Below are 25843 nucleotides of genomic sequence, written 5' to 3' on the forward strand. Positions count from 1 at the left end.
ACTCACAGCACCGCACGGTAGCGCAGCTGTCACGCCCAGGTCAGCGGCTGACTCCGGAGCCACTCCTCGACCTGGGGCTCGGCCGGGACGCTCAGCGGCTTGCCGTTGCCGAGGTCGATCGTGAACTCGTTCGTGCCGTGCGGACCGCCACAGACCCGGACGAACGCCTCGACCCGCTCGGTCGAGCCGTCCTCGCGGCGGCCGACGAGCGTGCCCGCGATCATCTCGCCGGGCGACACCGACCGCGCGTGGTGGCTCTCGACCGCGTGCGGATCGTCGGCCGTGGCGATCCGGACGATTCGCGGGTTCAGGACGGCTTCATCGGTGTTGATCATGATTTCAGGGAAGCGCCGTACGGGAGCAACGAGCGCCCGCCACGCCCAATAACTACGCTGAAATAGTGCCGCAACAACGTAAGCGGGCGACGATCCGTCACGTCGCCGAGGCGACCGGGCTCTCCCCGGCCGCCGTGTCGTACGCGCTGCGCGGCGTGCAGACGTCGGAGGAGACCCAGCGCCGGGTCCGGGAAGCGGCCGCCGAGCTGGGCTACGAGGCCGATCCGATCGCCCGGGCGCTGGCCAGCGGCCGCACCGGCACGGTCGGGCTGCTCTGCGGCTCGCTCGAGGACCTCTGGCAGCAGTCGCTGGCGGTCGGCATGGGCCGCGCGCTGCTCGGCCACGACCGCTACGCGCTGATTCTCGACGCGGCCGGCGACCCGTCCCGGGAGGCGATCCTCGCCCGGCAACTGCGCGACCAGCGGGTCGACGCGCTGGTCGTGCAGCCGCTCGACCCGTCCGCGCCGGACTGGGCCGACCTGGCCGGCACGGTCCCGATCGTCTCGATCGGCGACTCGCTGCTCGGTGTGCAGGGCGGCGAGGTGCTGTTCGACAACCGGAAGGGCGTCACGCTGGCGCTGGAGCACCTCACCGGCCTCGGGCACCGGCGGATCGCCGTGCTCACCCCGAACCGCCCGAGCACCCCCGACCGCCCGGCCGAGGTGCACGTCGGCATCGAGGCCGCCCGGCTCGGCATCGACGTCCGACTCGTGACGTCCCCGCACGCGCTCGACGGCGCGACCGAAGCGGCCCGCAACGTGCTCGGCGACGCCCACCGGCCGACCGCGGTGTTCTGCTTCGCCGACTCGATCGCCTACGGCGTCTACGCGGCCGCGCGCGATCTGGGCCTGTCGATCCCCGACGACGTGAGCGTGGTCGGGTACGACTCGCACCCGATGTCCGCGCTGGTCACGCCGGGCCTGACGACCGTCGACTGGGACCTGGACGGGATCGTCCGGCAGGCGGCCGCGCTGGCGATCGACCAGATCGAGGGCCGGGCCGACCGCCTCCGCTTCCTCCGCGCCCCCGAACTCTGCGTCCGGACGTCGACCGCCGCTGCTCTAACCTGATGCCCGTGGGGGAGGCTCGCGCACGGACGCCGACCGAGCGGCTGCTCGCGCTCTTCGACCGGCACCGCCTCTCCCCCACCCAGCGCCGGATCGCCCAGCACCTGCTCGACAACCTGCCCGAGGCCGCGTTCGCGTCCAGCGTCGACCTGGCCAACCGGGTCGGGGTGAGCCAGCCGTCGGTGACCCGGTTCGCGGTCGCGCTCGGCTTCTCCGGCTATCCCGACCTGCAGCGGGCGCTGCGTCCGATCGCGCTGAGCGCGGTTTCCGAACGTCCCGATCCGGTGACGGTCCGGCGCAACGAGCTGCAGGCGGCCGTCGACGCGGAGATCCACAATCTCGAAGCGCTGCGCCAGACGCTCGAAGACCCGGGCAAGGTCGTCGACCTGGGCCGGGAACTGGCCGCGTCGTCGCCGCTCACCGTGCTCGGTGCGCGCATCTCGGCCCCGCTCGCCGACTACTTCGGCTACGCCGCCAAGCGGATCCACCCCGACGTCCGCGTGCTGACCTCCGGCGGCAGCGCGGTCCACGACGGCCTGCTGCAGGCCCGCGAGGCCGGCGGCACCTGGGTCCTCGCGTTCGTGCTCCCCCGCTACGCGGGCGAGACGATCGAGGCGCTCCGGCGCGCGCGCAAGGCCGGGTTCCGCACCGCGGTGGTGACCGACGCGCCGATCGCGCCGTTCGCCGACGAGGTCGACGTTCTGCTCGCGGCCGGCGTCGGGACCCGGCTCGTCTTCGACTCGTACGCGGCCCCGGTGACGGTGAGCGCGGCCCTCCTCCAAGCCATGGCGGACGCCGAGCCCGCGCGCACCCAGGCCCGGCTCGAGGCGTACGAGCAGATGGCCGAAGACGTGGGCTTCTTCACCGAGCGGTAGCCTCGTAAACCCAGTGAGGCTATGGGGCGGGTGGGGTCACGATTCGGGTTCAAAGATGCGCGCACCACGGAGGTCGGCAGAGGATGGGACGCGTGTCGTGTTCCAGAGCCGTCCTGCGCGGTGCCGATGCGCGTGCCGCCGCGCGGGCCCGGTCCGGCCGGGCCCGCGCGCCCGGGTCGGCGGCCGGCTCGGAATCGGCTTCCGGTGAGGCGTCAGAATTCGGCCAGGCCCGGCAGCAGCGCGGCGGCGTCCTCGACGTCCTGATCGAGGGGACGGTCGTCGAGACGGTCCGGCAGCCGCTCGGCGGCGTAGGCGAACGCATCGGCCAGCGGACCGTCGACCGGGGTCGTTCCCCGCATCCGCAGCGCCCGGACGGCCGCCACCAGCTCCGCGGCGAGCACGATCCGGTAGTCGCCGGCCGCGTCGAGCGAGTTGCGGGCGGCCTGCGAGGAGAACGGCGCGTGCTCCTCGACCCCGCGGGAGACGACCGCGGTGGCCAGCGACGTCGGCATCGCCGACAGGCGGAGCGCGCCGAGCGCGGAGTGCGCCACGTACTCCAGGATCATCAGGCCGGACGACCCGGGCGGCCCGGACGCGAGGAACGGCGCGAGGCCGGTGAACGCGGGCTCCAGCAGCAGGCTCAGCCGGGCGACCGAGAGCGCCGCGGTGCCGTAGAGCGCGTTGCGCATCGTGTCGAGGGCCAGGCCCAGGTACGCGGTGTGGAAGTTCGCGTTGTGCAGCACCCGGTTGCCGACGGCGTCGACCAGCGGATTCTCCGACGCCGAGTTGAGCTCGATGCCCAGCGTGCGCTCCAGCGCGACGACCGCGTCGAGCGCCGGGCCGTGCACCTGGGGCACCGCCCGGTAGCTGTACGGGTCCTGGATCCGGGCCGCCTTGACCGGCTGACCGGCGAGCAGGTCACGCAGCCGGGCCGCGACCGTCTGCTGACCGGCGTGCGGCCGGGCCAAGTGGACGACGGCCTCGTACGGCTCGCTGTTGCCGTCGCCGGCCAGGAACGCCAGCGCGGTGATCACCGTGCTCGCCCGGAGCAGCTCGGAGAGGTCGGCGCAGGCCAGCGCGGCCTCGCCGATCGAGCCGGCGTTGGAGCTGATGAACGACAGCGCGTCGGCCGGGTCGAACGGGATCGGGTCCATCGTGCCGCCCCGCCACGGCACCTCGCCGAGCAGGCAGAGCGCGGTCACCGCGAGTGCGGGCAGGTCGCCGGTGCCGATGCCGCCGAACGCGTGCACCGGCGGGGTGAGGCCGCGGTTGAGCGCCTCGGCCAGGCCTTCGAGCAGGTGCGGCGAGACGCCGGACCCGCCCGCGGCGAGCTGGTTGAGCCGGACGGTCAGCATCGCCCGCACGCTGACCGGGTCGAGCAGCGGACCGGCCCCGCCGGCGTGACTGCGCAGCAGCCGCAGGCCGTGGGCGGCGTGGCGCACGGGTTCGGCCGGTACCGCGTCGGGCGGGATCACGCTGCCCTCCGGGCCGAGCACGACCGGGCCGGAGGTGCTCTCGTAGGCCACCGACACCAGGCGGTTGGCGCCGACGCCGGTCGTCCGCCCGTACACCTGGCCGGCGGCGCTCAGCGCGGTCACGGTCTGGTGGGCCGCGTTGGCCCGGAGCAGCCCGTCCGGATGGACACGCACCGGCAGCTTGCCTCGGGCCACGCTTCGAACCTGTTCCGCGGTCAGCTCGACGCCGTCGAGCACCACCTCGGACATGAGCACCTCTTTATCCGGCCGACCTCGGGATTTAACAGCGGCCACCCCTTTCTCATCTTGACACGATCTTCAGGCGACAGAAGCATGAAGAAATTCATTCACCCCCTGGGAGCACGGTGATCACTTTCGAGAACGTGACCAAACAGTTCCCGGACGGGACCGTCGCCGTCGACAACCTCAGCCTGGAGATCCCGGACGGGAAGATCACCGTGCTGGTCGGCCCGTCCGGCTGCGGGAAGACGACGACGCTGCGGATGATCAACCGGATGATCGACTCGACCTCGGGGACGATCACGATCGACGGCCGGAACGTGCGGGACATGGACCCGCCGACGCTGCGCCGCGGGATCGGGTACGTCATCCAGCAGGCCGGGCTCCTCCCCCACCGGACGATCCTCGACAACGTGGCCACGGTGCCGTTCCTGCTCGGGCACGACAAGAAGAAGGCCCGGTCGGACGCGCTGGCGCTGATGGAGCGGGTCGGGCTGCCCGCCTCGTTCGCCAAGCGCTACCCGCACCAGCTCTCCGGCGGTCAGCAGCAGCGCGTCGGCGTGGCCCGGGCGCTGGCCGCCGACCCGCCGGTGATGCTGATGGACGAGCCGTTCAGCGCCGTCGACCCGGTCGTCCGCAAGAGCCTGCAGGACGAGTTCCTGCGGCTGCAGAAGGACCTGCACAAGACGATCGTGATGGTGACGCACGACATCGACGAGGCGGTGAAGCTCGGCGACCTTGTCTGCGTGCTCGAGGTTGGCGGGCGGATCGGGCAGTTCGACACCCCCGAGCGGCTGCTCGCGTCGCCGTCGGACGGGTTCGTCGAGGAGTTCCTCGGCGACGACCGGGGCGTCCGCCGGCTGTCGTTCGTCGAGTCGGATCACCTGCCCCTGGACCCGTCGCGGATCGTCACCACGGCCTCGGCCGGGGACGACTGGCGGTTGCTGGTGGACGCGGACGGGAAGCCGTCCGGGTGGCTGGAGCCGGGCGGGTCCTCGGACCCGCTGCCGGTCGGCCGGTCGTTCGTCGTCGGCCGGGATTCGCTGCGGTCCGCGCTCGACAGCGCGGTGCTGAACCCGTCGGGTGAGGCCATCGCGGTCGACGGCGACGGGAAGGCCGTGGGGCTGGCCGGCCAGGAGCAGATCACCAGTGCCCTGCGCGGCCGGATCCCCGCCGGAGCCGCGGAATGACCTGGGACTGGCGCTGGTCGTGGATCTCCGACCACTACGACCTGCTCGGTGACCTGCTCGGCCAGCACCTGTACCTCTCGGTGCTGCCGGTGCTCTTCGGGCTGCTCATCGCGCTGCCGCTGGGCATCCTGTGCGTGCAGGTGCCCCGGCTGTACGCGCCGGTGCTGGCGCTGACCAGCATCTTCTACGCGCTGCCGTCGCTGGCGCTGTTCGTCGTGCTGATCGACTACACCGGCTTCACCGGCTGGACGGTGATCGTCCCGCTGACGATCTACACGCTCTCGGTGCTCGTCCGGAACGTCGTCGACGGGCTGCGGTCGGTGCCGGAGGCGGTCAGCCAGGCGGCGACCGCGATGGGGTTCACCGGCGTCCGCCGGATCCTGCAGGTCGACCTGCCGGTGGCGATCCCGGTGGTGATCGCCGGCCTGCGGGTCGCGACGGTGTCGAACATCAGCCTGGTGAGCGTCGGTTCGCTGATCGGCATCAGCGGCCTCGGCCAGCTGTTCGTCGACGGCATCCAGCGCAGCTTCATCACGCCGATCATCGTCGGCATCGTGCTGACCGTCGTCCTGGCCGTACTGGCGGACGCGGTGCTCGTCGGCCTGCAGTGGCTGCTGACGCCGTGGACCCGGACCCAGAAATCGGCGAAGCCGATTCCCGAGGGGGTCACCGCATGAACATCGTCTCGCGAGCCGTGCACTGGTTCGGGTTGTCGTCGTCCTGGACCGGGGTCGACGGGATTCCGAACCGGGTCGGGGAGCACCTGTACTACTCCGGGCTCTCGCTGCTGATCGCCGCCCTGATCGCGCTGCCGCTGGGGCTGTTCGTCGGCCACACCGGCCGGGGTGCGTTCCTGGCCGTGAACTCGGCCGGCGCGGCGCGGTCGCTGCCGACCGTCGGTCTGGTGGGTCTGACGGTCGTCGTGTTCGGGATCGGTCTGACGCCGACGCTGCTGCCGTTGGTCGCGCTGGCGATCCCGCCGATCCTGGTCAATACGTACGCCGGGGTCAGGCAGGTGGACGGGCAGCTGCGTGACGCGGCGAACGGCATGGGCATGAAGGGCTGGCAGGTGCTCTTCCAGGTGGAGCTGCCGGTCGCGCTGCCGCTGATCATCCTGGGGCTGCGCACGGCCGCGGTGCAGATCGTCTCGACCGCGACGATCGCCGCGTACGTCGGGCTCGGCGGTCTGGGCCGGTACATCTTCGACGGGCTGGCGCGGCGGGAATACGAGGTGATGGTGGGTGGCGCGGTGCTGTCCGTGCTGCTCGCGCTCGGTACCGAGGCGCTGTTCGTCGGAATTCAGAGGTTGATCGTGTCGCCGGGCGTGCGGCAGCGCGCGCTCGCGAAATAGTAGTTGTTTCTCAACCGCCACACCCCGCTCGAGAGGGAAACCATGAGAAGGAACGTCCGCATGTTGTTCGCGGTGGGCAGCGCGGCCGCGCTGCTCGCGCTCACCGCCTGCGGCGGGGGCGACAGCGACTCCGGCGACGACCCGCTGAGCTCGTCCGGCGGCGGCAGCGAGGTAGTGGTCGGTTCGGCCAACTTCCCCGAAAACGTGCTGCTGGGTGAGATCTACGCCCAGGCGCTCGAGGCCAAGGACGTCAAGGTCAAGCGTCAGCTGAACATCGGCGCCCGCGAGGTCATCTACGCGCAGCTCGAGAAGGGCGCGCTGACCGTGCTGCCCGAGTACAACGGTGCGCTGCTCTCGTACCTCGACAAGAACGCGACCGCGACCACCAGCGACGAGGTCGACGCGGCCCTGAAGACGAAGCTCCCGGCCGGCGTCGAGCTGCTGAACCCGGCCGCGGCCGAGGACAAGGACTCGGTGACCGTCACCAAGGCGACCGCCGACAAGTACAAGCTCAAGACGCTGGCCGACCTGGCGCCGGTGGCGAAGAACCTGGTCATCGGTGGTCCGCCGGAGTTCAAGACCCGGACCCAGGGCATCGTGGGGCTCAAGTCGCAGTACGGGCTCGACTTCAAGTCGTTCAAGTCGCTGGACGTGGCCGGCCCGATCACCGTGTCGGCGCTGAAGAAGGGCGACGTCCAGGCGGCGAACCTCTTCACCACCGACCCGGCGATCGTGGCCAACGACTTCGTGCCGCTGGAGGACCCGAAGGGGTTGTTCGGGGCGCAGAACGTGACGCCGCTGGTCTACAAGAAGGGCGTGAACCAGACGGCGACGGATGCGCTGAACGGGGTGTCGGCGAAGCTCGACACGGCGACGCTGGCTGACCTGGTGAAGCAGGTTGTGTCGGACAAGAAGGACCCGGATGTGGTGGCCAAGGCTTGGCTGTCCGAGGCCGGCTTGAGCTGAGGTCCGGTCCGCTCCTCGGGGCGGGGTTCCGCGGTAGGAACGGGGGCTGCCCGCGCGGTTGCGCGGGCAGCCCCCGGCCCTGGTCAGTCGGGAACCGACGCGTTGGCCGCCAGCAGGATCGTCAGATCCTGCACGACCTCGTCGGTCGACTGCCGGGATGCACTGGCCAGCAGCGCGATCGCCAGGTCGGCGAGCACGAAGAACCCACCGGCTTTCGCGGCCTCGTCCGGGAAGGACTTCAGCAGTGCCTCGGCGCCCGCGTCGTCACCGCGGCGGCGGGCCGCGACGACCCCGGCCGCCCGCTGGGCGGCGTCGGTGGCCGCGCGGACGGCGGCGCCCGGCTGGGCCGACTCGGGTCGGGCGGTCACGGCGCCGGCGTGGCCGCCGCGACCGCGGCCGAATAGCGCGCCGCGACGTCGGTCCAGTTGATCAGCGACCACAGCTTCTGCACGTAGTCCGGGCGCACGTTCTTGTACTGCAGGTAGTACGCGTGTTCCCAGGCGTCGAACACCAGCAGCGGCGTCGTGTTGATGCCGACGTTGCCGTGGTGGTCGTACACCTGGTGGATGAGCAGCTTGCCGGAGAGCGGCTCGTGCGCCAGCACACCCCAGCCGGAGCCCTGCACGCTGGTCGTGGCGGTGTTGAGCTGCTTCTGGAACGCCTCGAACGAGCCGAAGTGCTCGCTGATCGCATCCCCGAGGACACCGTCGGGGCGGTCGCCGCCGTCCGGGCTCAAGTTCGACCAGAACTGGGTGTGCAGCACGTGCCCGGAGAGGTTGAACGCCAGCGTCTTCTCCAGCCCGACCAGCCCCGTCGGGGTGAAGCCGTCCTTCTCGCGCACCTCCTCCAGTTGATCGAGGGTGTCGTTGGCGCCCTTGACGTAGGCGGCGTGGTGCTTGGAGTGGTGCAGTTCCAGGATTTCACCGGTGATCGCGGGCTCGAGGGCTCCGTAGTCGTACGGCAGGTCCGGGAGCGTGTAGGTGGCCATCGGGAAGCGGGCCTCCAGAGTCGGTGGATGTTCCGGACACAAGCTTTCCGGCGCTGAGGGCTCTAATGCAAGTATCTTGCAAGAACATCTTGGTTGCAACGGCCAATCAGTGGGGTTAGCCTCGTCGAGGGTTCCGGAGACGGGAAGAGAGATCGGCATGAGCAGCACGGACGTCGCTATCCCGTCGTCACTGGCGCGGTTCCGGGCGTCTCTGACCCGCCGGGACCGGCGCGCGCTAGCCGGAATGGCCGGGTTCATCGTCCTGCTGCACGTCGTCGGGTTCGGCGCCCTGTTCGGCCTCGTCGCACCGAAACACTTCCACCTCGGCGGCGCCCACCCGGTCTTCACGGTCGGCGTCGGCGTGCTCGCCTACACCTTCGGCTTACGCCACGCCTTCGACGCCGACCACATCGCCGCCGTCGACAACACCACCCGCAAACTCCTGGCCGACGACACCGACCGCAAACCGCTCTCGGTCGGATTCTGGTTCTCCCTCGGGCACTCCACGATCGTGTTCGGCCTGGCCGTCCTGCTCTCGGTCGGCGTCAAGGCCCTGGCCGGGCAGGTCGAAAACGACGACTCCGGGCTGCACTCGATCACCGGTGTCATCGGCGCCTCGGTCTCCGGAGTGTTCCTGTGGATCCTCGGGATCCTCAATCTCGTGGTCCTGCTGGGCATCCTGCGGGTGTTCCGGCAGATGCGCCGCGGCCGGTTCGACGAGGCCGCCTTGGAGGAACAGCTCAACAAACGCGGCTTCATGAACCGGTTCCTGTCCGGGCTCACCAAGTCGGTGCGCAAGCCCTGGCACATCTACCCGATCGGTGTCCTGTTCGGGCTGGGCTTCGACACCGCCACCGAGGTCGGGCTCCTGGTCCTGGCTGGGGGCGCCGCCGCGTTCAACCTGCCGTTCTACTCCATCCTGGTGCTGCCGATCCTCTTCGCCGCCGGCATGTGCCTGATGGACACCGTCGACGGCGTGTTCATGAACGCCGCCTACGGCTGGGCCTTCGCCAAACCGGTCCGCAAGGTGTTCTACAACCTCACGATCACCTCGATCTCCGTGGCCGTGGCGCTGATCATCGGCACGATCGAACTGATCGGCGTCCTTGACGACCAGGCCCACATCACCACCGGGCCGCTCGCCGCGATCGGTGAGATCCCACTGGACTACGCCGGCTACGGCATCGTCGCGTTGTTCGTCGTCTCCTGGGCGGTCGCGATCGCGGTGTGGAAACTCGGCCGGGTCGAGGAACGCTGGAACGCCGGCCTCGCCACCACCGACTGAGCAGGCTTGACACCCGCGGCTCACGGATTCGGTACTCCCGGGAAGCCCGGCTCCCCCGGCTTGATCTTGCAGACCGGCAAATTCGGATCCGCCTTGCACAACTTGTCTACGGCCGGGTTCCGCTTCGTCTTCTTGCCATTACTGATATTCACCCGCACCGTGCTGCGCTTACTCAAATACGTTCCGCCGTCCGGCTCGGTCCTCGACACCCGCCCGGCCGGCTCCTCCGAATCCTCCGCCTCGTAATTCAGCGACGGCGAGAATCCCGCATATCGCAGCCGGGCTATCGCCTCCTCGGGCGTCGCACCCTTCACGTCCGGAACCCGGACCAGCGTCCCGTACGACAGCTTCCTCGGCGCCCGGACGAAATTCTTCACCGGCAGCATCGGTAAGACCTTCGTGAACGTGTCCCGAACGATCTGCACCGGTAAATGGCTGTCCGGAACAGTGTCGTAATACTTATCCGGATTGGCAATAAAAGACGCCGCCGCTAAATTCGGCGTATACCCCACGAACCAGCCCGCATTGTTGTCGTCCGTCGTACCGGTCTTTCCGGCCACCGGCCGGTCGATCGCCGCCCCGACGCTCGTCGCGGTCGCGCCGCCGCCGGGGTGCGTGCACGACACCCCGGTCATCGAACCGTCGCCCACCGGGCAGCGGGCCGCGTCGTTGGCCGCATCGGCCACCGCCGGAGCGAACGCCTTCTTGCACGACGGGTTCCCGGCCAGCAGCTTCTTCCCCGTCGGATCGGTGATCGACCGCACCGGCGTCGGCTTGCAGTACTTCCCCCGCGCGGCCACGGTCGCGTACGCGTTGGCCATGTCCAGCGGGCTGACCTGCGCGGTCCCCAGCGTGAACGACCCCCAGGCCTGCTGACTGTTCTGCGCCCACTTGATGTTCTTCAGGTCCGTCGAACCCCGGAAGACGACGCCGGCCGCCTGGGCGGCCGCGACCGCCGCCCGCACGGTCGCCTCCTGCTCCAGCTGGACGAAGTACGTGTTGACGGATTCCCCGAAGCCGCTGTTGATCGTGTGGACGCCGGTCATCCTCGAGTCGGCGTTCTTCGGGCAGTAGTACTTCCCGGTCTTGCACCCGCCGATGTACTGCGAGGTGAGCTGCGGGGGCGCCCACAGCGTGTGGTTGAGCGGGATCCCCTGCTGGAGCGCGGCCAGCATCGTGAACATCTTGAACGTCGACCCGGCCTGGTACCCCGGCGAGATCGTCGAGCCGGTGAGCAGCGGGTTCTCGGTGTACGGGTACGTCTTGCCGCCGGGGTTCTTCTTGATGCCGTACTTGCGGTTGATCGCCATCGCCTGGACGCGGCCGGTGCCCGGCTGCACGATCACGATGCCGGTGGCGAACCGGTTGTAGGCCGACAGCCCGCGGTCGACCTGCCTCTGCGCGGTCTTCTGCATCGTCACGTCGATCGTCGAGACGATCCGGAAGCCACCCTTGCGCAGCATCGTCAGCCGCTCGGTGGTGGAGTGGCCGAACGCCGGGTTCTTCTGCCACCAGTCGAGGAACCAGCCGCAGAAGAACCCGAAGTCGACCCGGCCGTACTCGCAGCCCTGCACGTTGGGCTTGGGGTTGAGCCCGATCGACGCCTGGTCGGCGGCGTCCGCCTCCGCCTGGGAGATGTACTTCATCCTCACCATCTGGCGCAGGACGTAGGTGCGTCGCGCCAGCGCCGCGCGCTGGTCGTTCTTCACCGGGTTGTACCGCGTCGGGTCCTTGGCCAGGCCGGCGATCAGCGCCGCCTCCGGCAACGTCAGCTGCGACGGTGGCTTGCCGAAGTACACCTCGGACGCGCTGTGGATGCCGGTGCCGCCGTTGCCGAAGAACGTGATGTTCAAGTAGTTCTCGAGAATCTGGTTTTTCGAGAACTCCTTCTCCAACGCGATCGCATAGCGGATCTCGCGCAGCTTACGGGCCGCTGTGTCTTCGGTGGCCGCCTTGTATTGGGACGCATTCGCGGCGCTGTATTTGAGCACCGACCGGACGTATTGCTGGGTGAGCGTCGAGGCGCCCTGGGTCACCTCACCGCTCGTCTGGTTCCGCACCAGCGCGCGGACGATTCCCCGGGCGTCGACGCCTTTGTGCTCGTAGAAACGGCTGTCCTCGGCCGCGACGATCGCCTGACGCATCACCAGCGCGATGTCCTCGAGCTTGACGTTCCGGCGGTTCTCGTCGAAGAACGAGGCCAGCACGGTCTGGTTGTCGCTGGCCAGCAACGTCGAGGTCTGCGGGAGCGGCGGAATCCGGATCTCGGCCGGAAGGTCACGGAAACCGTCCGATGCGGACTTCGCGGTCAACCCGGAGAAACCGACCACCGGAAACGCGACCGCGGCCAGCACGACACCGGCCAGAATCCCGCAGACGATCAACGTCAGGGAATTGGCCAGCCTGCGGTCGGGGCTCGACATCACGTCCATCAATGTATGGACGCCACGCCAGCGAAGAAGGTCGCTTAACGGAGCCTTAAATAGTGATGGGTCGTCCGTCTTTCCACACGGCGGCGATCAGCGGCACCCCCGGGCGGTAGGCGAGGTAGACGGGATCGGGGGCGTCCAGCAGGACGACGTCGGCGCGGGCGCCGGGAGCCAAGCGCCCGACGTCGTCCCGGCGCAGGGCGGCCGCGCCACCGCGCGTCACCGCCCAGAGCGCCTCGGACGGCGTCAGGTGCATTTCGCGGACCGCCAGCGCGACGCAGAACGGGATGCTCGACGTGAAGCACGAACCGGGGTTGCAGTCGGTGGCCACCGCGACCGTCACGCCCGCGTCCAGCAGGCGCCGGGCGTCCGGATAGGGCGACCGGGTCGAGAACTCGACGCCCGGCAGCAGCGTCGCGACCGTGCCGGACGAGGCCAGCGCGTCGACGTCGGCCGGGGTGAGGAACGTGCAGTGGTCGGCCGATGCGGCCCCGAACTCGACCGCCAGTTGCACCCCGGGGCCGGGGCCGAGCTGGTTGGCGTGCACCCGGGGCACCAGCCCGGCCGCGACCCCGGCCGACAGCACCGCCCGGGAGGCGTCGCCGTCGAACGCGCCCTCCTCGCAGAAGACGTCGATCCAGCGGGCGTGCGGGGCGCACGCGGACAGCATGTCGCCGGTGACCAGCGCGAGGTACTCGGCCGGGTCCGCACCCGGGGCCACCACGTGCGCGCCGAGGAACGTCGTCTCGGGCGTGACCTCGCGGGCCAGCCGCAGCGAGCGGGCCTCGTCCGCGACCGAGAGGCCGTAGCCCGACTTGATCTCCAACGTCGTCGAACCCTGGCGGTGGGCCTGGCCCACGAGCGAAGCCAGCCGGGCCCGCAACGCGTCGTCGCCGGCGGCCCGGGTAGCGGCGACCGTGGTGCGGATGCCGCCGGCCGCGTACGGCGTCCCGGCCATCCGGGCCGCGAACTCGGCCGAGCGGTCGCCGGCGAACACCAGATGGTTGTGACTGTCGACGAACCCGGGAATCACCGCCCGGCCGGACGCGTCGACCGCGGTGTCGGCGTCCGGCGCGGCCGCCGTCGGGCCGACCCAGGCGACCCGCCCGCCATCGAGGACGAGAGCGGCGTCGGTCAGCGTCCCCAGGTCGTCGTCCTGGGTGACGAGCATCCCGATGTTCCGCAGCACCGTGCTCATCGGAGGGCCTCGGCCAGCTCCCGGCCGACGTCGACCGTGACGTGGACCCCGTCGGTCACCACCGGCCGCCCGTCGACGATCACCGAGCGGACGTCGGCCGCGGACGCGGCGAAGACCGCGGTCTCGGCCGCGGTGAGACGGCCGAAGCCCGCGGTGCGGGGGGTGTCGACGGCCAGCGTGACCAGGTCGGCCCGGGCGCCGACGGCCAGCGCGCCGGCGTCGGGCCAGCCCAGCGAGTCGTGGGCGAACGCGGTCCGGAGCAGCTCCGGCGCCGGCCAGTGGCCCCGCACCCCGGTCCGCAGCCGTTCGTCCAGCTCCACCGCTCGGGCCTCCTCGAACAGGTCGATCACCGCGTGGCTGTCGCTGCCCAGCGAGACCGGCGACCCGGCGTCGAACAGCGTCCGGATCGGGCCGATCCCGTCGGCGAGATCGCGTTCGGTCGTCGGGCACGCGCACGTCCAGGTCGACGAGCCGCCGATCAGCTTCACGTCGTCGTCGGTCAGGTGGGTCGCGTGCACCACCGACGTGCGCGGACCCAGCGCGCCGTGGTCGGCCAGCAGGCGGGCCGGGGTGACGCCGTAGGCGGCCAGGCAGGCCTCGTTCTCGGCCGGTTGCTCGGACAGGTGGACGTGCAGCGGCGCGCCGTGCTCGTCGGCCCAGCCCACGACCGGCGCGATCTGATCGGCCGGCACTCCGCGCACCGAGTGCAACGCCGCCCCGACCCGCGCGCGCCCGTCCGCCGAAAATCCGGCGACCCGCGCGGCCCAGCCCTCGGCCGAGCCGTCGCCGAAGCGGAGTTGCGGACCCTCCAGCGGCGTCCCGATGCCCCCGGCCAGGTAGCACGTGTCGAGCAGCGTGATCCGGATCCCGGCGTCGGCCGCGGCCGCCACCAGCGCCGCACCCATCGCGTTCGGGTCCGCGTACCGGCGGCCGCCGGGCGCGTGGTGCAGGTAGTGGAACTCGCCGACGCACGTGATGCCGCCCAGCGCCATCTCGGCGTAGACCGCGCGGGCCAGCGCGTAGTACGAGTCGGGCGTGAGCGTCTCGGCCACCGCGTACATCTGCGACCGCCAGGTCCAGAACGTCCCCCGGTCGGCCTGCGTCCGGCCGCGCAGCGCCCGGTGGAACGCGTGCGAGTGCGCGTTCGCCAGCCCCGGCAGCGTCAGACCCGGCAGCCGTACGGCGTCGGCCGGGGCCTCGACCCCGGCTGCCACCGCCGCGATCCGACCCTTCACCACGTCGATGCGGACGCGTTCCGCGGCGCCGTCGGGCAGCCAGGCGTACTCGGCCCAGTAGACGGTCACCGGGTGACCAGGTGTTCCAGGACCGTGGTCAGCGCTTCCACCCCGGCCAGGCAGTCGTCCGGGCCGGCGTACTCGCCCGGGGCGTGCGAGACGCCGGTCGGGTTCCGGACGAACAGCATCGCGGTCGGCACGTGCGCGGAGAGCACGCCGGCGTCGTGACCGGCGCCGGTCGGCAGGATCGGCGCCCCTCCGGCCAGCCCGGCGACCTCGTCGCGCAGGTCGGCGTTGAACTCGACGACCGGAGTCTCGGACTCCGGCGTCACCGTGACCTTCACGCCGTCGCGATCCCCCCGCTCGGCCGCCAGCTCGGTGACGCCCTGGACCACCCGGGCCAGCGCCGACGCGTCCGGGGCGCGCGAGTCGAGCCAGGCCCGCACCAGCGACGCGATCGCGTTGGTGCCGTTCGGTTCCACCGACACCCGGCCGAACGTCGCCAACGCCCCGGCCAGCGACGCCTGTTCCCGGGCGCCGAGCACGGTCTCGGCGAACGTCAGCATCGGGTCCCGGCGGTCGGCGAGCCGGGTCGTCCCGGCGTGGTTGGCCTCGCCCGCGAACTCGAACCGCCAGCGCCCGTGCGGCCAGATCGCGCTCGCGACGCCCACCGGCGCGTTCGCGTCGACCAGCCCGCGCCCCTGCTCGACGTGCAGCTCGACGAACGTCCCGATCCGCGCGAGCCGCTCGGGATCGGCGCCCAGCCGCGTAGCGTCCAGATCGGCGCCGGTCATGGCCTCGGCCCAGGTGACGCCGTCGGAGTCACGCAGGTCCTGGGCCCGGGACGGGGCGACGGCCCCGGTCAGCAGGCGGGACCCGAGGCAGGGCACCCCGAAGCGGGCGCCCTCCTCCTCGACGAAGTTGACGACGGCGAGCGGCCGTCCCGGAGCCACCCCGCGGGCCTTCAACAGCGCGACCGCGGACAGCGACGACACCACCCCCAGCGGACCGTCGAACGCGCCGCCGTCCGGCACCGAGTCCAGATGCGACCCGGTGACGACCGCGTCGCCGCCCGACCCCCACCAGGCCCACTGGTTGCCGTTCCGGTCGACCTCGACGTCCAGGCCGAGGCCCCGGGCGGTGTCGGCGAACCAGGCCCGGGCGTCCAGGTCGGCCGGCGTCCAGGTGAACCGGCGGTAGCCGCCCGAGTCCGCGCGCCCGAGCGGCCGCAGCTCCTCCCAGAGCCGCTCGAAACTCACGCGTTCTCCGTCATCGGGATCCGCACCCCACGCGATTCGGCGACCTCGGTGGCGTCCTCGTAACCGGCGTCCACGTGCCGGATCACGCCCATCCCCGGGTCGTTGGTCAGCACGCGTTCGATCTTCTGCCCGGCCAGGGCGGTCCCGTCGGCGACCGTCACCTGTCCGGCGTGGATCGACCGTCCGATGCCGACTCCCCCGCCGTGGTGGATCGACACCCAGGACGCGCCCGACGCGGTGTTGACCAGCGCGTTCAGCAGCGGCCAGTCGGCGATCGCGTCGGATCCGTCGGCCATGGCCTCGGTCTCCCGGTAGGGAGACGCGACGCTTCCGCAGTCGAGGTGGTCGCGGCCGATGACGATCGGCGCCTGCACGTCCCCGCGGGCCACCATGTCGTTGAAGCGGACGCCGGCCTTGTCGCGTTCGCCGTAGCCGAGCCAGCAGATCCGGGCCGGGAGGCCCTGGAACGCGACCTTGTCCTGGGCGGCGCGGATCCACCGGTGCAGGTGGTCGTTGTCGGGAAACAGGCTCAGCACGGCCTCGTCGGTCGCGTGGATGTCCCGCGGGTCGCCGGAGAGCGCGGCCCAGCGGAACGGGCCCTTGCCCTCGCTGAACAGCGGGCGGATGTAGGCCGGGACGAAGCCGGGGAACGCGAACGCGCGGTCGAACCCACCCTGGCGGGCCTCGTCGCGGATCGAGTTGCCGTAGTCGAAGACCTCGGCGCCGGCGTCGAGGAACCCGACCATCGCCTCGACGTGCTTGGCCATGCTCGCGCGGGCGCGGATCGTGAAGTCGGCCGGGTCCTTCTCGGCCTCGGTCTGCCAGTCCTCGAGCGCGATGCCTTCGGGGAGGTAGGACAGCGGGTCGTGGGCCGAGGTCTGGTCGGTGACGATGTCGACGTCGACGCCTCGGCGGAGGAGCTCGGGGAGCACGGTGGCGCAGTTGCCGACCACGCCGATGGATTTGGCCGCCCCGGCCTTCTTGGCTTCCAGGGCCCGTTCGATCGCGGTGTCGAGGTCGGGCGCGACCTCGTCGAGGTAACGCTGCTCGACCCGGCGGTGCAGACGACCCGGATCGACGTCGATGACGAGAGCCACGCCGCCGTTGAGCGTGACCGCGAGGGGCTGGGCGCCGCCCATGCCGCCGCAGCCGCCGGTGACCGTGAGCGTGCCGGCCAGGGTTCCGTCGAAGCGCTTGGCGGCGACCGCGGCGAACGTCTCGTAGGTGCCCTGGAGGATGCCCTGGGTGCCGATGTAGATCCAGGACCCGGCCGTCATCTGGCCGTACATCGTGAGGCCGAGCTGTTCGAGGCGGCGGAACTCGGGCCAGGTGGCCCAGTCGCCGACCAGGTTCGAGTTCGCCAGGAGCACGCGCGGGGCCCACTCGTGGGTGCGCATGACGCCGACCGGCTTGCCCGACTGGACGAGCATCGTCTCGTCGTCCTTCAGCGTGGTCAGCGTGCGGACCATCGCGTCGAAGCTGGCCCAGTTGCGGGCGGCGCGGCCGGTGCCGCCGTAGACGACGAGGTCGTCGGGGCGCTCGGCGACCTCGGGGTCGAGGTTGTTCATGAGCATCCGCAGCGGTGCCTCGGTCTGCCAGGAACCGGCGGTGAGCGAGGTGCCGCGAGCGGCGCGGACGGGTCGAGCGCCGATCATCGGTGCTCCCTTCGGGTTCGGCGCGCCGGCCGGGGCCGGCCCGCGCGGGCGGGTGTCAGGCGAGGGGGCCGGCGGCGGTCTCGGCGGCCTCCACGGCCGCGCCGGTGTGCACGAGCTGGACGGCGGCCTCAATCTCGGGGGCCAGGTAGCGGTCGGGGCCCGGCGCGGGCGCGGTCTCGCGCAGGCGCGCCAGCACCGCGGCGGTCGCCGGGGCCGGCTCCAGCGGCGCGCGGAGATCGAGCGCCCGCGCCGCGGTGAGCAGCTCGATCGCCAGGACGCGGGTCAGGCCGTCGAGCGACCTGCGCAGCTTGCGGGCGGCCGACCAGCCCATCGAGACGTGGTCCTCCTGCATGGCCGACGACGGGATCGAGTCGACGGACGCCGGCGCGGCCAGGCGCTTGAGCTCGGACACGATCGCGGCCTGCGTGTACTGGGCGATCATGTAGCCGGAGTCGACCCCGGCGTCGTGCGAGAGGAACGGCGGCAGCCCGTGGCTACGGCTGACGTCGAGCATCCGGTCGGTGCGCCGCTCGGCCATCGACGCGAGGTCGGCGACCGCGATCGCCAGGAAGTCGAGCACGTACCCGACCGGGGCGCCGTGGAAGTTCCCGTTGCTCTCGACCCGTCCGTCGAGCGTGACGACCGGGTTGTCGATGGCCGCGGCGAGTTCCCGGCCGGCGACGGCCTCGGCGTGGGCGAGCGTGTCGCGGGCCGCGCCGTGGACCTGCGGGGCGCACCGCAGCGAGTAGGCGTCCTGGACCCGGGTGCAGGCGTGCGGGTCGCGGTGGCTGGCCATGATCCCGGAGTCGCGCAGAACCATCCGCAGATTCGCGGCGCTCGCGGCCTGGCCGGGATGCGGACGCAGGGCCTGCAGGTCGTCGGCGAACACCGCGTCGGTGCCGAGCAGGGCTTCGACGCTCATCGCCGCGGTGAGGTCCGCGGTCCGGAGCAGGCGACGCAGGTCGGCCGCGGCCAGGAGGAGCTGGCCGAGCATCCCGTCGGTGCCGTTGATCAGCGCGAGGCCCTCCTTCTCGCGGAGCCGCACCGGGGTCAGGCCGGCATCCGCGAGTGCCTCGGCGGCCGGGCGGCGGTGGCCGAGCGCGTCGATCACCAGGCCCTCGCCGGTGAGCGCGAGCGCGCAGTGGGCGAGCGGGGCGAGGTCGCCCGAGCAGCCGAGCGAGCCGTACTCGTGGACGACCGGCGTGATCCCGGCGTTCAGCAGGCCGACGTAGGCGTTGGCCACGACCGGACGGACCCCGGTGCGGCCGGTGGCCAGCGTCGCCAGGCGCAGGAGCATCAGCGCCCGGACGACCTCGCGCTCGACCTCGGGGCCGGAGCCGGCCGCGTGCGAGCGGATCAGGCTGTGCTGGAGCGCGACCCGGCGGTCGGGCGGGATGTGCTTGGTGGCCAGCGCGCCGAAGCCGGTGGAGACGCCGTAGTGCGGGGTCTCGTCGTCGGCGAGCTGTTCGATGATGCGGCTGCTGGCCGCGATGCTGTCTTCGGCCTCCGGCGCCAGGGCCACCGGCGCGTCGTCCCGTGCTACCGCGATCACGTCGTCCGGATCGAGAGGACCTGCACCCACCTGTACCGCGTCACCCATGGGTCCATGGGACACCACCGGTGGTGCGGCACAACACAGCGACAGGCTCAGTCTTGTCTGGTATCTCAGACACATGACCTCGGTTCCGGCGGCGGCCCAGGTGCTGGGGATCCTGCGCTATCTGGCCCGGCAGGCCGGGCCGGTGGGCGCGGCGGCGATGGCCCGCGACCTCGGCCTACCCCGGTCGACCGCCTACCACCTGCTGACGACCCTGATCGACGCCGGTTTCGTCGTGCACCTCCCGGAGGAGCGCCGGTACGCGCTCGGGGTGAGCGCGTACGAGCTCGGTACCGGGTACACGCGCCAGGCGCCGCTGCAGCGGCTGGCCCGGGTGCCGCTGGCGACGCTCGTCGACCGGGTCGGGCAGAGCGCGCACCTGGCCGTGCTGCACGGGCGCGAGGTGATCTACGTGATCGAGGAGCGGGCGCCGGGGCGTCCGCCGCTGGTCACGGACGTCGGCGTGCGGCTCCCGGCCCAGCTCACGGCCAGCGGGCGGGCGATGCTCGCCGCGCTACCGGCCGCCGCGGTGCGGGCCCTGTTCCCGGACGCGGCCGCGTTCGTGCGACGCCACGAGTTGGGTCCGACGACCTATGCCGAGCTGCGCCGGTTGCTCACGACCGTGGGGCGGGCGGGGTTCGCCACCGAGGACGGCGAGGTGACGCCGGGGTTCGCGTCGGTGGCGGCGGCCGTGCACGACCACGCCGGGCATCCGGTGGCCGCGGTCGCGGTGACCTACCCGGCGGCCGACGGCTCCCCGCCCGATTTCGCGTCCCCGGTCCTGCGCACCGCGGCCGAGATCAGCCGCCGGGTCGGTGGTGGGCGAGAGTCTCAGAAATAGTCTCGGAATTAGTCGCAATATTCAGTTCGGCGGCAGGTGCCGGAACAGTGTCGCCCGGGACACGCCGAGCTGGGCGGCGATCTCGGCGACCGTGTACTCGCCGCTGTCGCGCATCCGGACCGCGGTCTCGACGAGGTCCGCGGACAGCGCCCGGGGCCGCCCCCGCCCGGCCCGCACCGGCGTCCTGGCCGGCGCCGGCTCCCTGGCCGGCGGCGGCGTCCTGGCCGGCGGCGGCCCGGCGGTCGCGTCGAAGACCACCCGGACGCCGGCCAGCACCTGTGCCCGCAGCAGCTCGGTCGGCAGGTCGGCGAAGATCACCACCGGGTCGCTCAGCATCCCCAGCATCTGGATCGCCCGGACCCGGGCCGACAGATCCGGCACCGGTCCCGCCACCACGTGCGTCGCCAGCGCCATCGCGTCCCGGAACCGCTCGAACACCGGGCCGTCCGAGGCCAGCGCCATGTCACGCAGCCCCATCCGCAGCAGGTGCCGGTGCTCCAGCCACACCTCGAGCAGCCGCTCCATCACCGCCCACCGCTGGTCACCCGGAGCACTCGAGGCCGCCGCGACCGCCGCGTCCATGTCGGCCAGCATCGGCTCGGCCAGCGCGGTCACGATCTGCTTCTTGCTCGGGAAGTGGTACAGCACCGCGGCCTTCGAGACCCCCAGCCGTTCGGCGATCTCGCGCAGCGACGTCGCGTTGTACCCGCGCGCGGCGAACTCCTCCAGCGCCACCCGCAGAATGCGGCTCCTGGTGTCGTCCGGCATTCCCCGACCCTACCCGTTGTCTGACCGCTGGTCGGTGAGTTACCGTTCGAACTGACCGATGGTCAGTCGATGGAGGCCCACCATGCGCGTTCTGATCTCCGGCGCCAGCATCGCCGGTCCGACCCTCGCCTACTGGCTCGTCCGCTCCGGCCACCAGGTCACGATCGTCGAGCGCGCTCCGGCCTTGCGGCCGGGCGGCAACGGCGTCGACCTGCGCGCCGGGTCGCTGCGCGTCGTCGAGCGGATGGGGGTGCTCCCGGCCGTCCGCGAGCACGCGAACGACGTGCGCGGCCTGCTGTTCCTCTCCCGCTCCGGACGTCCGGCCGCCCGCGTCGACCTGCGGGCCATCGCCGACTCGATGGGGACGGACGGGCTGGAGATCCCGCGCGGCGAGCTCGCCCGGATCCTGTACGACGCCACGTCCGACGACGTCGAGTACGTGTTCGGCGAGACGATCGACGCGCTGGCCGGCGGCGACGTCCGGTTCGCCGGCGGCGCCACCCGCGAGTTCGACCTGGTCGTGGGGGCCGACGGCACGCACTCCGGGGTGCGCCGGCTGGCGTTCGGGCCCGAGGAGCAGTTCGTGCACTCGCTCGGGCACTGTTTCGCGGTCGCGGCCGCCGGTTCGACGCTCGGAACACCGCGCTGGACGTCACTCCTCAACTGGCCGGGGCGGTCGATTGCGGTGGAGCGGCCGGGAAACCGCGAGCACGCGACCGTGCAGTTCGGGTTCCGCTACGCCGACGCGCTCGCCGCCGCCCGGCTCGACGTCGATGCACAGAAAGCCCTGGTCGAGCGGATCTTCGGGCCGCTGGCCCCCGAGCTCACCCGGGGTGCGCTGGACGATCCGGGGTTCTACTTCGACGCGCTCAGCCAGGTGAAGATGCCGTCCTGGTCCACCGGCCGCGTCGTCCTGGTCGGCGACGCCGCCCACTGTGCCTCCCCGGTCGCGGGCGCCGGCGCCCAGCTCGCCGTCGAGAGCGCCTACCGCCTGGCCGGCGAACTGGCCGGTGACCCGGATGGCGCCCTTCAGCGTTACGAAGCCGGCCACCGGCCCGTCGTCGAGGCCGCCCAGAAAGGACTCTTCCTCGGCACGGTCGTCCCCCGCACCAACGCCGGCATCCTGGCCCGCAACACGCTGGCCAAACTCCCGGCCATCCGGCTACTGGCCGGCCTCGAGCGACGCCTCCGCAAGCCCCACCCGCCGCTCCCCGACCACCCGTTCAGCGCAGCCGCACCGGCAGGGAGTCCAGCCCCCGGATCAACGTCGACGGCCGCCAGCTCAGCGAATTAGGGTCGGCGTCCAGCGTCAGCCCCGGGAACCGGGCGATCAACTGCGTGAACGCGATCTCGCCCTCCAGCCGGGCCAGCGGCGCCCCGAGACAGTGGTGGATCCCGTGCCCGAACGCCACGTGGCTCGCGCCCGACCGCCGGACGTCCAGCGTGTCCGGGTCGGAGTACCGCGCCGGGTCCCGGTTGGCCGCCGACAGCGACACCAGCACGACCTCGCCGTCCGGGATCTCCACGCCGCCGATCGTCACCGGCTCGGCCGCGAACCGGACCGTGGCCAGGTGCACCGGCCCGTCCCAGCGCAGGAACTCCTCGATCGCGCCGGGCACCAGCGACGGATCGGCCCGCAGTGCGGCGAGCTGCTCCGGGTGCCGCAGCAGCGCGAACGTGCCGGTGCCGATCAGGTTCACGGTCGTCTCGTGCCCGGCCACCAGCAGCAGGAACGCCATCGAGATCGCTTCGGAGCGCGACAACTGGTCGCTGTCCTCGCTGGCCCGGACGATCCTCCCGAGCATGTCGTCCGAAGGCGCCGCTCGCCGGGCGTCCACCAGCGCGCTGAGGTACTCGGCCATCGACCGGGCCGCGGCCCCCTGCGCGTCGGCCGTCCCGGATTGCAGGAGCGTGTTGGACCACCGGCGGAAGTCGTCCCGCTCGTCGGTCGGCACCCCGAGCAGTTCGCAGATGACGGTGATCGGGAGCGGGAACGCGTACGTGTCGAGCAGGTCGACCCGGTCGGGACCGGCCTCCATCGCGTCCAGCAGGCCGGACGCGATCTCCTCGATCCGCGGCCGCATCGCGGCGATCGCCCGGCCGGTGAACGCCTTGCTGACGAGTTTGCGCAGGCGGGTGTGGTCCGGCGGGTCGGCGGCGAGCATGTGCGCGTTGAGCGCGTCCTCGAAGCCGCGCCGCGAGGGGCCGTAGCGGGCCTCCATCAGCGCACGGAACTCCTGGTTGTCCTTGTGCAGCCGCGGCTCGGCGAGCGCCGCCCGGGCGTCGTCGTAGCGCGTGACCAGCCAGACGTGGCTCCCCTGTGGGGTGACCACCCGGACGACCGGACGCTCCTCGCGGAGCGAGGCGTAGAGCGGGAACGGATTGTCGTAGAAGTCCGGCCCCAGCCGTACGTACTCGTCAGTACCGGTCATGAATCCAACGTACCGATCGGGAGCCACCGCCTGGCCGGGCTGCGTCCACGCGAACATGACCAGACTCGGACTGATGCTCGCGGCCTGCGGCAGACCAGGTGGGTCGTCACCGCGTCCGACCAGAACTCCACGCTCGTCCTCGGCCCGATCGCGACGACCAGGATGGCCTGCTCCGGCCCGGCCGATGCCGTCGAGCGGGCGGTCCTGCGCGCGCCGGCGCAGAAGCCCCTGCGGTACGGGATCACCGAGAACCACCTCCGGATCGGAGGTCCGGAATCCGGGCTGATCCTCACCCCGTAGTGCGCATTTTTACCTGGTAGCCGGCCCCTGCCCGGCGAATCCTCGGAGGCAGACCCCGAGGAGGCACCGATCATGTGGAAGACCCGCCGGAATCTCGCCGCTCATCGGCACCGGGCCACCGCCGCGGCCGCCTACGCCGACGGGCGCCTGGTCGACGCGGCGACGTCGGCCCGGGCCGCGCTCGCCCACACCGAGCGGGCCGCCGGGCCGCACTCGCCGGCCGCCGCGGTAGACGCCCGGACGCTCGCCGCCGTCCTGGCCGAACTCGACCGCCGGGCCGAGGCCAACGCGCTCTACCAGCGGGCCCTCGGCATCTTCGGCCGGGACACCTACGACGGCGCGGTCTGCCTGCACGGGCTCGCGCTGCTGCACGCCGACACCGAGCCGAGCGTCAGCCGCGCCCGCCTGCAGCACGCGCTGCAGGTCAAGCGGGCCGTCCTGGGCGGCCTGCACCCCGAGGTCGCCGCGATCCTGGAAGACATGGCCGCGCTTTCCGCCCTGGCGACGGCCTAAAGACGGACGTCCGGCGGCCGATGAGGGTAGAACAGACCCCTCGCGCGCGAAGGACGACATGTACCAGACGTTCCGCCCCCTGATCGATGCGCTCAAGGGGCGCGGCGCCGACCCCACGGCGCTGGAGCGGGCCGCCGAGGAGGCCGAACGATCGGGCCGGTCGCTGCGCGGGATCCTGATCAACGACCACGTCGTCACCGAATCCGAGCTCACCGCGGCCGCGGCCGACGTCTACGGGATGAACAGCGTCGACCTGGTCGGCTACCCGATCGACCCGGTCGCGATGGCCAAGATCCCGATCGGGCTGGTCGTCCGGCACCGCGTCCTCGGGCTGGCGCTGGACGGCAACGAGATCACGGTCGGCATCACCGACCCCGGCGACATCGTCGCGCTCGACGACGTCCGGGCCGCGACCGGCATGATCGTCCGGCCGGTGATGGTGGCCCGGTCCGAGCTGCGCAAGATCATCAGCCGCCTCCAGCGCGAGGACACCGACCTCGCCGACGTCGCCGACTCGCTGCGCCCCGAGGGCCCGACCGCGGCCACGGTCTCCAGCCTGACGACCAGCGACCAGGACGCGCCGATCGTCCGGTACGTCAACTCGATGATCGGCCAGGCGATCCAGAACCGCGCCTCCGACCTGCACCTGGAACCGACCGAGCACGACATGCGGGTCCGGTTCCGCATCGACGGCGTCCTGCACGAGATCGACAACGTCCCGCACAACGTCCAGGCCGCGCTCGTCTCCCGGCTCAAGATCATGTCCGGCGTCGACATCACCGAGAAGCGGGTCCCGCAGAACGGCCGGATCACGGTCGAGATCAACAACCGGGCGGTCGACCTGCGCACGGCCACGCTCCCGACGGTCTGGGGCGAGAAGGTCGTCCTCCGTGTCCTCGACACCGGCGGCGGCCAGGAGGTGAAGCTCGAGTCGGTCGGCTTCGCCCCCGAGAACCTGGCCCGGTTCGCCACCTCGTTCAAGAAACCCCACGGAATGGTGCTGGTCACCGGCCCCACCGGCTCCGGCAAGTCGACGACGCTCTACGCGACGCTGGCCGAGATCAGCACCCCGACCGTCAACATCATCACGGTCGAGGACCCGGTCGAGTACCGGCTGCCGGGCGTCAACCAGATCCAGGTCAACCTGAAGGCCGGCCTCACGTTCGCCGCGGTGCTGCCGGCCATCCTGCGGTCCGACCCGGACGTCATCCTGATCGGTGAGATCCGGGACCGGGTCACCGCGCAGCTCGCGGTCGAGGCCGCGCTCACCGGCCACCTGGTGCTCTCCACCCTGCACACCAACGACGCGCCGAGCGCGATGGTCCGGCTCACCGAGATGGGCATCGAGCCGTTCCTCGTCGGGTCGAGCGTCGACTGCGTGGTCGCCCAGCGGCTGTCCCGGCGGCTCTGCGACTGGTGCAAGGAGCCGTACGAGCCCACCGAGACCGAGCTGGCCGCGGCCCGCTGGCCGGGCGAGCCACCGAAGAAGCTCTGGCAGCCGGTCGGCTGCCGGAACTGCTCCACCACCGGCTTCCGCGGCCGGATCGCGCTGCACGAGGTCATGCCGGTCTCCGAGGAGATCGAGCGGCTCACGGTCAAGCACGCGTCGGCGCGCGAGATCCAGGACGTCGCCCTCTCCGAGGGCATGACCGACCTGCGGTCGGACGGCTTCCGCAAGGCGGCCGAAGGGTTGACCTCGCTCAGCGAGGTCATGCGCGTGGCCGTGTAAAAACTCCTCAACTGCCACTTTCGGACGCCGATCAGGACGCGGTGGACGGTGTCGGCACGCTCCGAAGAGACTTCGCCCCGACCGCGGCCGACCGGGACCGGGACTCGCTCAACGC

Annotated in this window: 24 protein-coding genes; 12 read left to right on the top strand and 12 right to left on the bottom strand. The window is 71.6% G+C overall.

Annotated features, from left to right (window positions below):
• Positions 1-29: 29 nt before the first annotated feature.
• On the bottom strand, positions 30-335 hold the full coding sequence (locus FL583_RS09800; protein WP_142704233.1) for a hypothetical protein: 306 nt from the start codon (positions 333-335) through the stop codon (positions 30-32).
• 65 nt (positions 336-400) lie between these two features.
• Here FL583_RS09800 and FL583_RS09805 point away from each other — a divergent pair, with 65 nt between their 5' ends.
• Both FL583_RS09805 and FL583_RS09810 read left to right on the top strand, forming a co-directional pair.
• Positions 401-1405 (top strand): LacI family DNA-binding transcriptional regulator, encoded by a 1005-nt coding sequence (locus tag FL583_RS09805; RefSeq protein ID WP_142704234.1) that lies wholly within the window; start codon positions 401-403, stop codon positions 1403-1405.
• Complete coding sequence (locus FL583_RS09810) at positions 1405-2277, top strand: MurR/RpiR family transcriptional regulator (protein ID WP_142704235.1); 873 nt, start codon at positions 1405-1407, stop codon at positions 2275-2277. Before FL583_RS09805 ends, FL583_RS09810 begins: the two co-directional genes overlap by 1 nt.
• Positions 2278-2489: 212 nt before the next feature.
• Here FL583_RS09810 and FL583_RS09815 read toward each other — a convergent pair whose 3' ends face one another.
• The gene (locus FL583_RS09815; RefSeq protein WP_142704236.1) at positions 2490-4001 is read right to left on the bottom strand and encodes an aromatic amino acid ammonia-lyase; all 1512 of its coding nucleotides are present in this window, start codon (positions 3999-4001) and stop codon (positions 2490-2492) included.
• Between the two features lie 116 nt (positions 4002-4117).
• Here FL583_RS09815 and FL583_RS09820 point away from each other — a divergent pair, with 116 nt between their 5' ends.
• From FL583_RS09820 to FL583_RS09835, 4 genes are read left to right on the top strand one after another with little or no spacing between them, the layout of a single operon-like run.
• The gene (locus FL583_RS09820) at positions 4118-5182 is read left to right on the top strand and encodes an ABC transporter ATP-binding protein (protein ID WP_142704237.1); all 1065 of its coding nucleotides are present in this window, start codon (positions 4118-4120) and stop codon (positions 5180-5182) included.
• Positions 5179-5859, top strand: a complete 681-nt coding sequence (locus FL583_RS09825; RefSeq protein WP_142704238.1) for an ABC transporter permease — start codon at positions 5179-5181, stop codon at positions 5857-5859. The genes FL583_RS09820 and FL583_RS09825 overlap by 4 nt, the downstream gene beginning before the upstream one ends.
• The gene (locus tag FL583_RS09830; protein WP_142704239.1) at positions 5856-6533 is read left to right on the top strand and encodes an ABC transporter permease; all 678 of its coding nucleotides are present in this window, start codon (positions 5856-5858) and stop codon (positions 6531-6533) included. Before FL583_RS09825 ends, FL583_RS09830 begins: the two co-directional genes overlap by 4 nt.
• A gap of 60 nt (positions 6534-6593) precedes the next feature.
• Positions 6594-7499: an ABC transporter substrate-binding protein gene (locus tag FL583_RS09835; protein WP_205751981.1), complete on the top strand. Its 906-nt coding sequence runs from the start codon at positions 6594-6596 to the stop codon at positions 7497-7499.
• Positions 7500-7582: 83 nt separating this feature from the next.
• Here the strand turns inward: FL583_RS09835 and FL583_RS09840 are convergent, their stop codons facing one another.
• Together FL583_RS09840 and FL583_RS09845 are read right to left on the bottom strand one after the other, a co-directional pair.
• Positions 7583-7867 carry a superoxide dismutase gene (locus FL583_RS09840; RefSeq protein WP_142704241.1) on the bottom strand — a complete coding sequence of 95 codons (285 nt, stop codon included), beginning with the start codon at positions 7865-7867 and terminating at the stop codon, positions 7583-7585.
• Complete coding sequence (locus FL583_RS09845) at positions 7864-8487, bottom strand: superoxide dismutase (protein ID WP_142704242.1); 624 nt, start codon at positions 8485-8487, stop codon at positions 7864-7866. Before FL583_RS09845 ends, FL583_RS09840 begins: the two co-directional genes overlap by 4 nt.
• 157 nt (positions 8488-8644) lie before the next feature.
• On the opposite strand from FL583_RS09845, the gene nicT reads away from it, so the two are divergent.
• Complete coding sequence (gene nicT, locus FL583_RS09850; protein WP_142704243.1) at positions 8645-9772, top strand: Nickel transporter NicT; 1128 nt, start codon at positions 8645-8647, stop codon at positions 9770-9772.
• A 20-nt stretch (positions 9773-9792) separates the two neighbouring features.
• Here nicT and FL583_RS09855 read toward each other — a convergent pair whose 3' ends face one another.
• The 6 genes from FL583_RS09855 to hutH are packed head-to-tail and all read right to left on the bottom strand — an operon-like array spanning position 9793 to position 19148.
• Positions 9793-12195 (bottom strand): penicillin-binding protein, encoded by a 2403-nt coding sequence (locus tag FL583_RS09855; protein ID WP_240746645.1) that lies wholly within the window; start codon positions 12193-12195, stop codon positions 9793-9795.
• 55 nt (positions 12196-12250) lie between these two features.
• Positions 12251-13399 carry an imidazolonepropionase gene (gene hutI, locus FL583_RS09860; RefSeq protein WP_142704245.1) on the bottom strand — a complete coding sequence of 383 codons (1149 nt, stop codon included), beginning with the start codon at positions 13397-13399 and terminating at the stop codon, positions 12251-12253.
• A complete protein-coding gene (locus FL583_RS09865; protein WP_205751982.1) occupies positions 13396-14703 on the bottom strand; it encodes a formimidoylglutamate deiminase in 1308 nt (435 codons plus the stop codon). The genes hutI and FL583_RS09865 overlap by 4 nt, the downstream gene beginning before the upstream one ends.
• Positions 14700-15893 carry an allantoate amidohydrolase gene (locus tag FL583_RS09870; RefSeq protein WP_205751983.1) on the bottom strand — a complete coding sequence of 398 codons (1194 nt, stop codon included), beginning with the start codon at positions 15891-15893 and terminating at the stop codon, positions 14700-14702. The genes FL583_RS09865 and FL583_RS09870 overlap by 4 nt, the downstream gene beginning before the upstream one ends.
• Positions 15890-17548 carry a urocanate hydratase gene (gene hutU / locus FL583_RS09875; RefSeq protein WP_142704340.1) on the bottom strand — a complete coding sequence of 553 codons (1659 nt, stop codon included), beginning with the start codon at positions 17546-17548 and terminating at the stop codon, positions 15890-15892. Before hutU ends, FL583_RS09870 begins: the two co-directional genes overlap by 4 nt.
• Before the next feature lie 55 nt (positions 17549-17603).
• On the bottom strand, positions 17604-19148 hold the full coding sequence (gene hutH / locus FL583_RS09880) for a histidine ammonia-lyase (RefSeq protein WP_142704247.1): 1545 nt from the start codon (positions 19146-19148) through the stop codon (positions 17604-17606).
• Between the two features lie 73 nt (positions 19149-19221).
• Here hutH and FL583_RS09885 point away from each other — a divergent pair, with 73 nt between their 5' ends.
• A complete protein-coding gene (locus FL583_RS09885) occupies positions 19222-19986 on the top strand; it encodes an IclR family transcriptional regulator (RefSeq protein WP_142704248.1) in 765 nt (254 codons plus the stop codon).
• Positions 19987-20007: 21 nt separating this feature from the next.
• Here the strand turns inward: FL583_RS09885 and FL583_RS09890 are convergent, their stop codons facing one another.
• Entirely contained in the window at positions 20008-20754 is a 747-nt protein-coding gene (locus FL583_RS09890) for a TetR family transcriptional regulator (RefSeq protein WP_142704249.1), read from the bottom strand.
• Positions 20755-20836: 82 nt separating this feature from the next.
• On the opposite strand from FL583_RS09890, the gene FL583_RS09895 reads away from it, so the two are divergent.
• Positions 20837-22048, top strand: coding sequence for an FAD-dependent monooxygenase (locus tag FL583_RS09895; protein WP_170323570.1), 1212 nt, complete (start codon positions 20837-20839; stop codon positions 22046-22048).
• Here the strand turns inward: FL583_RS09895 and FL583_RS09900 are convergent.
• On the bottom strand, positions 21978-23186 hold the full coding sequence (locus tag FL583_RS09900; RefSeq protein WP_142704251.1) for a cytochrome P450 family protein: 1209 nt from the start codon (positions 23184-23186) through the stop codon (positions 21978-21980). The genes FL583_RS09895 and FL583_RS09900 overlap by 71 nt on opposite strands.
• Before the next feature lie 162 nt (positions 23187-23348).
• On the opposite strand from FL583_RS09900, the gene FL583_RS42715 reads away from it, so the two are divergent.
• The 3 genes from FL583_RS42715 (at position 23349) to FL583_RS09915 (ending at position 25728) form a co-directional block, all read left to right on the top strand.
• Positions 23349-23486, top strand: coding sequence for an META domain-containing protein (locus tag FL583_RS42715; protein ID WP_142704252.1), 138 nt, complete (start codon positions 23349-23351; stop codon positions 23484-23486).
• 72 nt (positions 23487-23558) lie between these two features.
• The gene (locus FL583_RS09910; protein WP_142704253.1) at positions 23559-23999 is read left to right on the top strand and encodes a hypothetical protein; all 441 of its coding nucleotides are present in this window, start codon (positions 23559-23561) and stop codon (positions 23997-23999) included.
• Positions 24000-24057: 58 nt separating this feature from the next.
• Positions 24058-25728 (top strand): GspE/PulE family protein, encoded by a 1671-nt coding sequence (locus FL583_RS09915; RefSeq protein WP_142704254.1) that lies wholly within the window; start codon positions 24058-24060, stop codon positions 25726-25728.
• Positions 25729-25843: the final 115 nt, after the last annotated feature.

The sequence above is a fragment of the Cryptosporangium phraense genome (genome assembly GCF_006912135.1).
Lineage (GTDB): Bacteria > Actinomycetota > Actinomycetes > Mycobacteriales > Cryptosporangiaceae > Cryptosporangium > Cryptosporangium phraense.